Below are 13233 nucleotides of genomic sequence, written 5' to 3'. Positions count from 1 at the left end.
CCGTTGCCACGGCGTGTCGCGGCTATATTCAAAAGAACTCGAGCGAAGGAAAGTGATTGACCAGTCTGTCCCAGAGCGAGAACGGTGGCCGTGGCTGCCTTTTGGCATCCCTGAGGGATAGACACCGCGGTGCCAGTCTCATCCCGTAATAAAGGTTCGCTCCGGAGACGCTCTGACCGCCCTGTATGCTGACAGTCGGATCGAAATTATTCTTTATCAGGTCTGTCGTTTGTTCCACGGAGCCCGCCGCTGAATTGTCGTAGGCCGCCACGTATTTCGTCGACGCCTTGAGGACCCGCTGTCCCTGGCAAACGTACTCGCCGTTTTCCAGATACCGTTTCACTTCCCGATCACAGGACTCGCGACGGAACAGCTCCTCAGCGATGATTGATAGGTCTTCAAGTGAGATCTCCAGCACTTGAACGTCATCGAGCTCCAGCTTTACAGCTTCCGCCAATTTTGCATCGGTATGTGACTGAATCGAACGCACGACTTTTGAGTCGAGCGAATATTGCGTCTTTCGTAGTTCGGAGGTGACTTGGGTTGCAGAAGATGACGTGCGGGTGACGCCAACCAGTCGCTCAGGCGAGACTTCGCATAGCATGTCGTAATCCTGGCCGTTCGGAGAGACATGATAGATGGAGCCTGGAGCGCGCAGGAGCACCGGCGGCGTTATCGGGTGAAAGCCGATAGCGGTGATTGCTTCGTTGAGTTTATTTGGGGGCGTGTGGTGACGTATCGCAGCCACGGATGCCAGTGGTGCGATGCTCACGATCGTCACTAATGCCCCCCACTTGATCAATGGGCGCATTGGAATTCTCCGCCGATTATCCGCAACAATAGTTTCCGCAGGGGCGCGCGCATGCGTTGGCCGAATCTGCCGGAATAGCCGTCGCGAATGCGGCGAGAGCAAAGATCAAAAGCAGTGCTGCGAACTTCATGACCTGTCCTCCTATGGGTTGACAGATGTTCGCTCGACTTGACGTCCGGAAACCCATGACGCCTTGGCGCCGGGAAGCGAGACATCTTCTCGCCAAGCTACGCGCGGCATGGGGCCGCCGATATGAACCAGCTCACACTCTATCTAGAATTGCGGCGGGTGATCTCGCCATTCTGCATGTCGTCGTTACCAAGGAACGACCGCTGTCGGTCACAAGACGATATCAAGATTATGAGTCTGCCCTAGCTCGTCATGCCCGCGTGCCACGCGGCGAGCACGTCCTTCTCGTCGTCGCTGGTGAGACCGATAACCGGCCCGTTGCCGGCGCGGAGCCAGTCGAACGTATCGCGCGCGGTGGCAGCCACCAGGCGCGAGGTCAATCCGGCCTCGCGTGCCGGCGAGGTGTCGCGCGTCATGAAGCCCGCGAAGTCGGGCAGGGGCAGCCACATCGGCAGTGATCGCGGACCTGCCCAGCGCCGTACGTCATGCGCTTCCAGGAAGGCGCGATCGACCCAGGTGAAGGTGCAGGCGGAGTTCAGCGCGGATGCACATTCGGTCAGGAATTCGCCGCGCGTGCGCACCGGTCCAATCCCGTCATAGATGCCGGTCAGGCGAACCTCGGCCGCATGCACGATCCATTGTGCGAGATCGCGCACGTCGATGAACTGGACGGCATCGTCAGGCGTTCCCGGCGCCAGCACCTCGCCGCCGCGCGCAAGCCGGGCCGGCCAGTAGGCGAAGCGTCCCGTCGGATCCTCCGGCCCGGCGATGAGGCCGGCCCGGCAGATGAAGGCATCAGTGCCGACGGCCTGCTCGCACGCGACCTTGGCGGCGCCATAAATGGCGTCGGTGCTGTGCTCGACGTCTTCGGTCATGGGCTCGCGCAGCGGCGCCCTGTCGGCGCGTTGTCCCGGTATGCGGTTGTCTGCGTAGACGCTGATCGTGGAGACGAAGGTCCAGTGCATGCCCGGCCGCTTCAGCGCCGCGACGGCGCGGCGAACCTGGCCGGGATGACGCGAGACGTCGACGACGGCATCGAACGCCTCACCCGCGAGCGGCGCGAGACCGTCCGCGACGTCGCGATCGATCCGGATCAGTCGGCTGCCTGCCGCGATCGGCCCGGCGAGACCGCGGGCGGCGCAGGTCACGTCGTGACCGTTGGCGCAGGCATGGGCCGCAATCGCGCGTCCGAGAAACTGGCTGCCGCCAAGGATGAGGATGCGCATGAAACTGCCCGTGCTGCTGATGAGATCACGAGCCTACTACGTCCGGTAGCGGTTACAACCGATGCCTCAGTGCGCCCTGATCTCCGCGTATTTCGCCATCGCCTTCTCGAACTTCCGGTTGAACAGCCACATCGCAGCGAGAATCTCGCGGAAGCTTGCCGAGCTGCGCGATCTGTCGGCCTGGCCGAACGCGAAGATGCTGTTGTTGCGCAAGTGCCTCATGATCGTGGGGCTCGACACCCGGTAGTTCAGGAGATCGCCCGATTTGAGCGCGGACCGCGTCGGGGTGGGAACGATCTGGATCAGCTCGAACAGCTTCATCTGGTCGATCGGGTCGGGCAGCGTCTTCACGATTCCCGGGATCTCCCGGAACAGATCCGCATGCGCGTTCATGAGACCGTTGCGGACATTGGTCCAGTGATTGAAACGATGATCGGTGCCGCGGGCGCGTGCCTCTTCCCTGTCGTCACGCGCGGCCAGCGCGGGATCGGCCGCCGCGATCTCGCTCTTGATAGACTCCCATTTCCTGCGGCCGTTGCGGTCCTCGGACGGGCCGGTCTGGAAGCTGCCCATATAGGTGTTCGAGCGCGCATTGCGGACGTTCTGCTTGCCGTTGGTCTCGGCAAAGAACAGCCCGAGGCTGATACGTCCCGCAGCTTCGGCGTGGCCAGGCGCAAGTCCCTTGGCGCGCGCGATAGCGACTGCGAGATCGACGACGTCCTTGAACGGCGTCGGCGAGTTCTGCGCGCTGGCGGGCGGCGCCTCCATGATCTCGAAGAGTCCAGCATATTCGTCGACCAGCGGCTCGATGTCGGCGTCGAAATAGGCCGGCGGAATCTCGAACTTGTTGGGCTTGCCGATCCGCGACGGCATGGCGTCGGTGAGATCCTTGTAAGCACTGATGACCGCGACGCGTGCCAGATAGAGCGCCTGTCCCGGCAGGTTCGGCAGCGGCTCCTTCGCCGCGATCTGTCGGCGCCGCTCGGCAAGGATGGATTTGAAATCGCCGAGCGCGCGATCGTAGGTGGCGAGCGCCTCCGATTGCCTCGCCGTGAGCGTTTGTGCCTGGCTCGCCGTGAACGTCGTGAGGATCAGCCCAAGCACCGCCAGGGCTGCGGCGGCGCGACATCGTCGTCCCATGGCGGGTTCCCGTGTGCCGGAGATTCGTCGATCATGGGATCGTAAACATCAAACGCGCGGACTGGCGAGTTGCAAATCCCGCTCAGCCCGGGTTCTCCGACCTTACGCTGTGGCCCGGTAGTCCGGCGCCGTCGCCAGGAACTTCGCATAGGCATCCGCATCCGGCGGCTGGAAGTGTCCTTTGAGCCCGCCGCGCTTCTGGTTCCTGGCGCCGATATCGGCCATCAGCTCGTCGAAATGGCGATAGTGATAGGGCGCGACGCACAAGCCGCCATAGACGCCGGCGGCCGGCCGCTCGACGCGCTTGAAGTGCAGCATCATCTCGATGTTGTCGCGCATCGCCTGCGCCGTCGGCTGGTTGGCGAGCTGGCCGTCGGCGTAGCGCACCAGCCAGTTGGCGGCGAGATCGGCGCAGAGCACGGTGCAGAACGAGGAGTTGAAGCCGACGAAGCCAAGCTCCGGCAGATCGGGGTTGGCGATCAGCCGGTAGAGCCGGTACTGACCGTCCGCGTCGACCAGTTTCTGCTGATAGGCCGCGGGCAGGAACGGCACGCCGAGCTTGTAGCCGATCGCGAGCACCGCGACGTCGGCGCCGACGCGCTCGCCGCCGCTCATCACGATGCTGTCGCCCTCGTAATGATCGAACGTGCCGAACACCGCCTTGATGCGACCGTCCGCGACCATCGGATAGAAGCCGGGCGTTGCGATCGGCACCGAGCAGTTGACGCCGTCCTCGATCCGCTCTTTCGGTACCATCTTGCACGGGCCAAGCTTGAGCTGCGCCTTCAACAGGCTCTCCAGCCCGCGCCAGTTCGCCCAGATCAGGGGCGCTGCGATGCGGTGTGCGAGCCGCGCCATCGCGCTGGCGCCCCAGCCCGGAAACATCTCCTCCTGCGCACGGATGTAGAGGATGCGCTTGAAGTTCACGAGGCCGCCGATGAAATAGGGGATCCGCCAGACCGGCTCGCGCATCACGATGGTGACTTCGCGTGCGCCTGATTTCACCGCGTTCACCGCGATGTCGGTCGCCGATTTCGAGCCGCCGAGCACGACGACGCGGCGTCCTTTCGCCAGCGTCGGATCGCTGTATTTCGACGAATGCAGGATCTGGCCGCCCTGCGCCAGAAAGCCGTCCTCGCCCGGGCAATGCAGCTCGCGCGGCTCGTTGAACTGCCCGATGCAGACCGCGACGAAATCGAAATCCTCGTTCGTCGCCGTGCCGTCCTTGTTGGTCAGCGCGAGCGTCCAGCCCGGCTTCCCGTCGGCGCGGCGCGCCATGCCGGCGACCTCGGTGTTGAGGCGCAGCATGCGGTCGAGGCCGAAGCTTTTGGCGTAGTCGGCGAGATAGGCGTGGACCTGCGGCCCGGTCGGCCATTCCGGATAGACGTCCGGCATGGCGCGATCGGTGTAGCGGTAGAGATCCTTCGGGCTCTGGGTCTGTACGTCAGGGTAGGAGCGCGCAGGCTCCCAGACGCCGCCGAGATCGCCACTGCGCTCGAGAATGGTGACGCGGTGGCCGCGGCTGGAGAATGCCTTTGCGGCGGCGAGACCGGAGACTCCGGCGCCGATCACGCAAACATGCTTGGGACTGACCATGGGATTGCTCGCAATCAGGGTGTTTCGCGCGCAAGCGGCCACGTTCGGCCGCAAGGTGCGGCCGGCGGGGCTGCAAGCTGATGAAAGGCGACGGGGAGGCGGCTGCCTCGAGCATGATCCGGAAAAGTGTGAAGCGGTGTTCCGAAAAGATCATGCTCAAACAACAACTAAAGCGCGACGATCGCGCTTTAGTCGTTGGCCTCGGGCGGCAGGAAGTCGACCTCGTGCAGTGCCGAGATGCGCACGACTTCGGCAGGGTCGGTCAGATTGTGGAGCTGGTTGAACAGCGCCTCGAGCTTCTGCATCGGCGAGACCCAGAACAGCGCTCGGCAGGGCTTGTCGGATTTGTTGAAATAGCCGTGCGGGATGCCGCGCGGCATGCGCACGAGGTCGCCGGCATGGGCTTTGACCCAGACGCCGTCGAGCTTGAGGTCGAGCGTGCCCTCCTGCACCAGGATAAACTCGTCCTGGGTCGGATGGATGTGCACCGGCACGAACTGGCCGGGATCGCTGTTGGTCTCGAACGCGAAGGTGGAGTCGGTGACGGCCTTGGGGAAATAGACCTGACCAAGGATGTTCCAGCTCTTGCCGCCATAGCCCGTGCCAACAGCGGTTATGCCCTTTTCGAGTGCAGTCATGGCTCGCTCCTCATGGATTCCGGCGAGGATGGAGCTTCGGCCGGCGACCGGCTGCCTGTCTATCCGCTAAACGAATCCGGATGGAGCTTTTGCCATGCAGCACGACGATTTTGCGACGCGGCCCTTTCCGCGTCCAGGGAACTATTATAGGCTTAAAGCAATTCCGTGACGCGAAGCGTGGTCGACGATGTCCGCAGCCGTGCTGGAAATGAGCGCAGGTGCGTCCGCAGCAGAACGGCTTGCGGACTTTGCCCGCGTCGCCACCGATGATGTCGATGAGGCGGCCGAGCAGATTGGACGCATCTTCTGTCCGCACGATCTCAAGCCGGCGCAGGCGCGGGCGGCCGGCTTCTCCGCCCGGCACAATTGCGCGGCGTTCGACGGCTTTTCCATCAACTACGTTACCTATGGCGGATCGGTAAGCATCGATCCCGGCTGCCTCGAGCGCTTCTTCCTGCTGCAGGTTCCGCTCACGGGCACCGCCCGCATTCGTGCCGGCGCCGGCGATTTCGATGCCGTACCGGACCGGACGGCGTCGCTGCTGTCGCCGACGATCCCGACCCGGATGATGTGGAGCGACTGTGCCCAAGTGATCCTGTTGCTTGACCGCCGCATGGTCGAGCAGCGCGCCGCGGCCTTGTCGGGGACGGTCGCGAGCACGGTCGAGTTCGATCCTGTGATCGACCTGGACGCGCCGTCGGGGGGGGCCTTGCGGACCAGCCTTGGCGGGCTGATGACGCTCGCCGAACGTCTTGGCCCCTCCGGCAGGCTTTCACCGGTCGCGACCGCCGATTGGCGGGAGGCGCTGCTCGATCACCTGCTCAATGGCCAGCGTCACGGCCTGTCGGATGCGATCCGGACGTTCTCGGGGCAAGCCGAGCGTCTGCCGCGTGCGCTTCGCGTCGCGCGGGACCGTCTTGCGGACAGTGCCGGCGAGGCGCTCGACCTTGCGCAGCTCGCCTGCGCCGCCGGGATCGGCATCCGCGCGCTCCAGCTCGGCTTCCGCCGTCATTTCGGGGTTTCGATCTCGGAGATGCTGCTCGACATGCGCCTCGCTGGTCTGCACGCCCGGCTCGCGCAGGCCCCGCCCGATGCCTCCATCACCGAGATCGCCTTCGATCTCGGCTTCACGCATCTCGGCCGCATGGCCGGCGCCTACCGTGAAAAATTTGGCGAGACGCCGTCGGCAACGCTGCGGCGAAGGATGAGCTAGCGCAGAGATCTACTTTCGCGACCGCGTCGTGCCGCTGTCTTCAGCTGCTTGCCTGCGCAAAAAGCCCTCGACATCGGCCTGCACCGAGTAGGGCGTCGGGATCGGGTCGCCCGCGGAATCGACGGCGGTGTCGAGAGAGCGGCGCAGCATGCGCGCGAGTTCGGCCTTGCGATAGGGTTTTGTCAGAAGCGGGGCGCCCTTCGTGGCGCGGCCCTGCGCGTGCATCGAGTCGTAGGCGTATCCGGAGGTGAACAGCACCCGCAGGGACGGCCGCGCGGCCACCATCTGCTCGGCGAGTTCGCGTCCGTTGATGCCGCCGGCCATCACGATGTCGGTGAACAGCAGGTCGAACGCCTTGCCCTCAGCGGCGATGGCGAGCGCTTCGGTCGCGTTGGCGGCGGGGATGACCTTGTAGCCGAGGCTCTCGAGCTGGACCGTGACGTATTGGCGGACGTCGCGATCGTCCTCGACGCAAAGGATGGTTTCGCGCCCGCCCACGACCTTGCGATCGTCATAGCCGGCGGGGCGCAGAGTGCTGGTCTCGGCCTTCGGCAGATAGATCGTGAATGTCGTGCCGCGGCCTTCCTCGGACGCGACCTTGATGCCGCCGCCGGATTGCTTGACGAAGCCGAACACCATGCTGAGCCCGAGCCCCGTGCCCTTGCCGACCTCCTTGGTCGAGAAGAACGGATCGAAGATCCGCTCCAGGATCGCCCGCCGGATGCCCGTGCCGGTGTCGGCGATCTCGATCTCGACATAGTCGCCGGCATAGCCGGCGCCGACCGCCACGGCCTCGCGCACGCCGAACACGACGTTGCGTGTGGTCAGGGTCAGCCTGCCGCCGTCCAGCATGGCGTCGCGGGCGTTGATCGCGAGGTTGAGCAGCGCCGAGCTCAGCTGGCCGCGGTCGACGAAGGCGAGCCAGACCTTGCTGTCGAGCTTTGTCACGATCTCGATCTTCTTGTCGAAGGTCGCCAGCAGCAGTTTGGCGAGCTCCTCGAGCAGTTCGTTGACGTCGATCTCCGTCGGCTGCAGCGCCTGCTTCCTTGCAAAGGACAGCAGGCTCGAGGTCAGCGCGGCGCCGCGATCGGCGGCCTCGCTGATCAGCTTGGTGATGGTTGCTAGCGGCGGATTGTCCTTTACGGCGTCGGCAAGGATCTCGATCGTGCCGGTGATCACGGTGAGCATGTTGTTGAATTCGTGCGCGATGCCGCCGGTGAGCTGCCCGACCGCCTCCATCTTCTGGGCCTGTATCAGCTGCTCCTCGGCGGCGCGCTTCTGGGTGATGTCCTTGACGAAACTGTTGATGATGGTGCGCCCGCCAAGCCGGAGGGCCGTGCCCGACGCCTCGACCAGGATCGCATCGCCGTTCCTGTGCAGCAGGCTCACCTCGAAGCGAATGCCGATTGGCGTATCCGACAGTTCCGGCAGCAGCCGCATCATGCGCTGCCTGAAGCCGGCGCGGAGCGGCTCGGCGACGAGGAGGTCGACGACGTCGGCGCCGATGGCCTCCTGCCGCGACCATCCGGTCAGGGCTTCGGCCTGAAAGCTCCATTCCACGACGATGCCGCGTTCGTCGGTCTGAATGAAGGCGTCGAGCGCGGTCTTGATGACGGCTTGCGTCATCTGTGCGCTCTCGGCGACGGCCTTCGCCCGATCGGCCAGTTGCGCGGCAGCCCGCTCGGCTTGCGACGTCTCGATCGCGCTCGTGCAGAGACGCGCGAGCAGCACCGCAACGACACCGCTCGCCATCAGGGCGATGAGCTGGGCCATGCCGAACCCGCGCGGGCCGGCGGTGCCGGTCATGGCATAGGAAGCGAGAAGGAGTGCGGCGGTCACGACGACCTGGGTGGCCATCGCAAATGTCACAACCCCCCTGAGTTTCATGGCCTCACACCCAAGACGCCAGCCGCGGACCGTACCGGCCCCGTCCTGTCGAGGAGTCCGCCATTATGTGAGCTACAGATTCCGTGCGTTTCCGTCGAGGGGCAATTTCAGGTGGCGCGGGACGGCCGGCCGTCCCGGAAACGAGGCCCGGCCTGCCTCGGGCTTCAACCCGCCGGCGAATCGGTCTGGCGCAATGTCGTCACCCAGATCACGCGCGCCGTCTGCTGGGTCGGGTTGTCGAACATGTGCGGCACGATGCTCGGGAAACGAAAACTGTCGCCGGCCTCGAGCACGTGGGCCTGGTTGTCGAGCCACAGCCGCAGGCTGCCGGACAGGATGTAGCCGGCCTTCTCGCCGGTGTGCTGCAGGAAGTCGGTGCCGGACGAGGCGCCGGGATTGAGCGTGAGCTCGTAGAGTTCGAGCTGGCCCTTGCCATCCGGGGTGAGCGCTTCCTTGACGACGCCGCTCGCGGTGAGGCGCAGCAGCCGACGGCTGTTCTTGCGCACGATGTAGCGCTGCACGTCGCCGGGATCGGTGGTCTCGAAGAAATAGGAGATCGGCACGTCGAGCGCGATGCTGAGCAGGCGCAGCGTGCGGATCGACGGCATGGCGCGCGCGCGTTCGAGCTGGCTGATCATGCCGTTCGACAGGCCGGTCTTGTTGGCGACGTCCTGGATCGAGAGGCCGGCGCGCTGACGCAGCAGCCGTACGGTTTCGCCGAGGCGCTGGTCGACCGCATCGTCGGCCTCGATCGTCGGAGCGTCCTTCGGACCGTTGGTATCGCCGCGACCATCCATGTCGCTCTCCCATGCATCATCTCAGCCTTGGACCGCATCGGTCCGAGGCTTCAGTCGGAGTGAAAAGGTCGCGCATACTAGCAATGCGATTGACAGCTGTATTTAGTCATGATGAACTTTTGATCGAAAAATTTAGAAGCACTAAAGCCCACTCCTGTCCCCTGCCGGGGTCTCGGGGCGCGGGAGACGGTGCCGTGTGCGACAACGGAGAGTGGGTCATGGCAAACGACACCGGCAGGTTCGGCGTTGGGGCAGTGCATCTCGGTAGTCCGAATCGCCGTCAATTCTTCCAGCTCGGGGCCGGCGCCGCGGCGGGATGGAGCCTCGCAGGCAATGCCTTCGCCCAGACCGAGCGCCCGACCAATCCGCCGGACAAGCCGCGCGGGCAGGTGATTGCGGCGCTGTCGCAGGAGCCGACCGTCTTCCATCCGCTGATGCCCGGCATCGAGGTCGATCAGGGCGTCTGGTGGCAGGTGTTCTCGCTGCTCTGGTACATCGATCCCGAGGGCAATTTCGTTCCCGATCTGGCGCGCGAGGTCCCGACCATCGAGAATGGCGGCCTGTCGGCCGACGGCCTGACCTGGAAGATCAAGCTGCGCAGCGACGTGAAGTGGCATGACGGCACGCCGTTCACGGCGGACGACGTGAAGTTCTCGCTCGAGCTGATCAACAATCCCGATTTCCGCGCGCGCAGCCGCGTCGGCCACAGCCTCGTGAAGGACATCAAGGTCGTCGCGGCGGACGAGATCCACTGGCGAATGGAAGCTCCCTATTCGCCCTATATGTCGATCCTGGGATCGCTGACCTTCATCGTGCCCAAGCACATCCTGGAGAAGGTGTCAGATCCGAACGCCTCGCCGTTCCACAATGCGCCTGTCGGCACCGGACCGTTCCGCTGGGGTGAGCGCGTGCCCGGCGACCACATCCTCCTGAATGCCCACACCGGCTATCACGGCAAGGGGCCGTACGTCGAACGCGTGGTGTTCAAGTACATCCCCGACCTCACCGTGCTCTACACCCAGTTCCGCACCGGCCAGGTCGACTACACCGGCCTGCAAGGCATCCTGCCGAACTTCGTGCAGGAGGCGAAGACGCTGAAGGGCCGCAAGATCTTCGTCTCGGCGACGTCCTCGGTGGAGCATATCGCGCCCAACCTGGATTTCGGTCCCTTCGCCGACCGCGCGGTGCGCGAGGCGCTCTATCTCGCCATCAACAAGCAGGCGATCATCGACGCGCTCTATTACGGCCTGCCGACGCAGACCGAGAGCTTCGTGCCGCAGCAGGCGTGGTCGTTCCAGAAGGGCCTGCCGCAGCACAAATACGATCCCGCCAAGGCCAATGCGCTGCTCGATGCGGCGGGATGGGTTCGCAGCTCCAGCGGCGTTCGCGAGAAGGGCGGCGTCAAGCTCGAATTCACCAACTCGACGACGTCAGGCAATGCGGTGCGCGAGCAGACCCAGCAGCTCCTGGTCCAGGACTGGCGCGCGATTGGTGCTGCGATGCGCGTCAACAACATGCCGGCGGCGGTGATCTGGGGCGACTTCTGGCAGCAGTCGAAGTTCAACTCGGTGTTGGTGTCGGTGAACTTCATGCTGGGCAGCGACCCCGACGTGACGCCGCGCTTCGGCTCCGGCGCCATTCCCGCCAAGGGCGGCCGCGGCTACAACACCTATCAGTACCAGAGCCCGGAGGCCGATCGTCTTCTCGCCGAAGGCGCCAAGCAGTTCGATCTGTCGCAGCGCAAGACCACCTATGGCGATCTGCAAAAGCTGATCCGCAACGACCTCGCGATCCTGCCGATGTTCCAGGGCTTCATCGCCGAAGGCGTGAAGGAAGGGCTGCAGGGTTTCCGTCCCAACATCAACACCTCCATCAATTGCTGGAACATCCGCGAATGGTACTGGGCCTGATGGATCCGGCTCGCTGGATCGGCTGAGATGGCCCGTTATGTCGTCAATCGCCTGGCGCAGGCGATCATGCTGCTTGTGATCGTCTCGGCGATCGGCTTCGCCCTGCTGCATCTGGCGCCGGGCGGTCCGCTCTCGCAATTTGCCGCCTCCGCGCAGATGACGCAGGAGGATCTCGACCGCGTCACCAGGCAGCTCGGCCTCGATCGGCCGCTGCCGATCCAGTATCTCGACTGGTTCGGCCGCATGCTTAAGGGCGATTGGGGCAAGTCCTACCGCGACGGCGAGGCGGTGCTGTCGGTGATCTCCTCGCATCTCGGCGCCACGCTGGAGCTGATGGCGACGGCGACGATCATTGCGGTGCTGCTCGGCTGCTGGATCGGTATCCTTGGCGCGCTGCGCCGCTACTCGCTGTTCGACACGCTCGCAACTGTCGGCGCCATGATCGCGCTGTCGATCCCGACCTTCTGGTTCGGCCTCGTCACCATCTACGTGTTCTCGGTGAAGCTCGGCTGGCTGCCGGCCGGCAACCGCGAGACCGTCGGCGACGGCTCCTTCCTCGACCTGCTGCATCATCTGATCGCGCCGGCCCTGGTGCTGGCGCTGGTCGAGACTGCGATGTGGGGCCGCTTCATGCGCTCCTCGATGCTCGAGGTCATCAACCAGGATTACATCCGTACCGCACGCGCCAAGGGCATGCCGGAATGGCGGATCCTCACCGTGCACGCGCTTCGCAATGCGCTGCTGCCGATGATCACGGTGGCCGGCCTCCAGTTTCCGACGCTGCTCGGCGGCGCGCTGGTCGCCGAGACCGTGTTCACCTGGCCCGGCATGGGACGGCTGTTTCTCGATTCCATCGGCTATCGCGACTATCCCGTGGTGATGGGCATCCTGATGTTTTCGGCGACCATGGTGCTGATCGGCTCGCTGCTCGCCGACATCTTCTATGCCGTCGTCGATCCGCGCATCCGGGTGGGCTAGCGATGACGAGCGCGGTTCTCTCCACCGACCAGCTCGCGCCCGGCCAGGCCGCCTGGCGGCGATTCCGCCGGCACCGGCTCGCGCTTGCGGGCGCCGTGATCATCCTCGTTCTCGTCCTCGGCTCTGCGTTGGGTCCTTACCTGCTGCCGTTCGACGACACCTATATCGACATCATGAAGCGGTTCGCGCCGCCGCTCTCGGGCGCACACATCCTCGGCACCGACGAGCTCGGCCGCGACGTGCTGGCGCGGCTGATGATGGGCGGACGGGTGTCGCTCTCGATCGGCATCGTCGCGATGGTGATCGCCATGGCGGTCGGCATCGCCGTCGGCGCCTTCGCCGGCTTCTATGGTGGTGTGGTCGGTGCGGTCCTGATGCGGCTCGTCGACGCCGTGCTGTGCTTTCCGACCATCTTCCTGCTGCTTGCGCTCGCCGCGCTGACCGAGCCCGGCCTCGTCACCACCACCGTGCTGATCGCGGCGACCGCCTGGATGAGCGTTGCCCGCGTCGTCGAGGCCCAGGTTCGTTCGCTCAGGGAGCGCGAGTTCGCGGTCGCCGCCGTCGCGTTCGGCTCGTCGAACCTGCGGATCATGTTCCGCGAGCTCGTACCCAACGCGATCGCGCCGATCGTGGTCGCGGCGACGCTGAACGTCGCCAAGGCGATCCTGCTCGAATCCTATGTCAGCTATCTCGGCTACGGCATCCAGCCGCCGGCCGCGAGCTGGGGCAACATGCTCAACAACGCGCAGATCTATCTCACCAGCGCGCCGTGGCTCGCCATTGCGCCGGGCCTCGCCATCACGCTCGCGGTCACGAGCTTCAACTTCCTCGGCGACGGCCTGCGTGACGCGCTCGATCCCAGGATGAATATCCCATGACGAGCAAGAGCTCGATCGAACTGAAGTCCA

Annotated in this window: 11 protein-coding genes; 4 read left to right on the top strand and 7 right to left on the bottom strand. The window is 64.7% G+C overall.

Annotated elements, in window-relative coordinates:
- Positions 1–28 precede the first annotated feature (28 nt).
- The 5 genes from AAFG50_RS33260 to AAFG50_RS33240 form a co-directional block, all read right to left on the bottom strand.
- Positions 29–811, bottom strand: coding sequence for a hypothetical protein (locus AAFG50_RS33260; RefSeq protein WP_039185849.1), 783 nt, complete (start codon positions 809–811; stop codon positions 29–31).
- 371 nt (positions 812–1182) lie between these two features.
- A complete protein-coding gene (locus tag AAFG50_RS33255; RefSeq protein ID WP_028174570.1) occupies positions 1183–2166 on the bottom strand; it encodes an NAD-dependent epimerase/dehydratase family protein in 984 nt (327 codons plus the stop codon).
- A gap of 66 nt (positions 2167–2232) precedes the next feature.
- Positions 2233–3306, bottom strand: coding sequence for a hypothetical protein (locus AAFG50_RS33250; protein ID WP_028174571.1), 1074 nt, complete (start codon positions 3304–3306; stop codon positions 2233–2235).
- Between the two features lie 102 nt (positions 3307–3408).
- A complete protein-coding gene (locus AAFG50_RS33245; RefSeq protein ID WP_028174572.1) occupies positions 3409–4902 on the bottom strand; it encodes an NAD(P)/FAD-dependent oxidoreductase in 1494 nt (497 codons plus the stop codon).
- Between the two features lie 188 nt (positions 4903–5090).
- Positions 5091–5540, bottom strand: a complete 450-nt coding sequence (locus tag AAFG50_RS33240; protein ID WP_011089457.1) for a cupin domain-containing protein — start codon at positions 5538–5540, stop codon at positions 5091–5093.
- Positions 5541–5727: 187 nt separating this feature from the next.
- On the opposite strand from AAFG50_RS33240, the gene AAFG50_RS33235 reads away from it, so the two are divergent.
- Positions 5728–6753: an AraC family transcriptional regulator gene (locus AAFG50_RS33235; protein ID WP_028174573.1), complete on the top strand. Its 1026-nt coding sequence runs from the start codon at positions 5728–5730 to the stop codon at positions 6751–6753.
- 9 nt (positions 6754–6762) lie between these two features.
- On the opposite strand, the gene AAFG50_RS33230 is transcribed toward AAFG50_RS33235, so the two are convergent.
- Both AAFG50_RS33230 and AAFG50_RS33225 read right to left on the bottom strand, forming a co-directional pair.
- On the bottom strand, positions 6763–8640 hold the full coding sequence (locus tag AAFG50_RS33230) for an ATP-binding protein (RefSeq protein WP_028174574.1): 1878 nt from the start codon (positions 8638–8640) through the stop codon (positions 6763–6765).
- A gap of 164 nt (positions 8641–8804) precedes the next feature.
- Positions 8805–9437: a cupin domain-containing protein gene (locus AAFG50_RS33225; RefSeq protein WP_028174575.1), complete on the bottom strand. Its 633-nt coding sequence runs from the start codon at positions 9435–9437 to the stop codon at positions 8805–8807.
- A 218-nt stretch (positions 9438–9655) separates the two neighbouring features.
- On the opposite strand from AAFG50_RS33225, the gene AAFG50_RS33220 reads away from it, so the two are divergent.
- The 3 genes from AAFG50_RS33220 to AAFG50_RS33210 are packed head-to-tail and all read left to right on the top strand — an operon-like array spanning position 9656 to position 13203.
- A complete protein-coding gene (locus AAFG50_RS33220) occupies positions 9656–11347 on the top strand; it encodes a peptide ABC transporter substrate-binding protein (protein ID WP_028174576.1) in 1692 nt (563 codons plus the stop codon).
- Between the two features lie 27 nt (positions 11348–11374).
- Positions 11375–12325, top strand: a complete 951-nt coding sequence (locus AAFG50_RS33215) for an ABC transporter permease (RefSeq protein ID WP_011089452.1) — start codon at positions 11375–11377, stop codon at positions 12323–12325.
- A gap of 2 nt (positions 12326–12327) precedes the next feature.
- Complete coding sequence (locus AAFG50_RS33210; RefSeq protein WP_028174577.1) at positions 12328–13203, top strand: ABC transporter permease; 876 nt, start codon at positions 12328–12330, stop codon at positions 13201–13203.
- Positions 13204–13233 lie beyond the last annotated feature (30 nt).

The organism is Bradyrhizobium sp. B039, assembly GCF_038965675.1.
Lineage (GTDB): Bacteria > Pseudomonadota > Alphaproteobacteria > Rhizobiales > Xanthobacteraceae > Bradyrhizobium > Bradyrhizobium diazoefficiens.
This window is presented reverse-complemented; position numbering and strand designations above follow the sequence as displayed.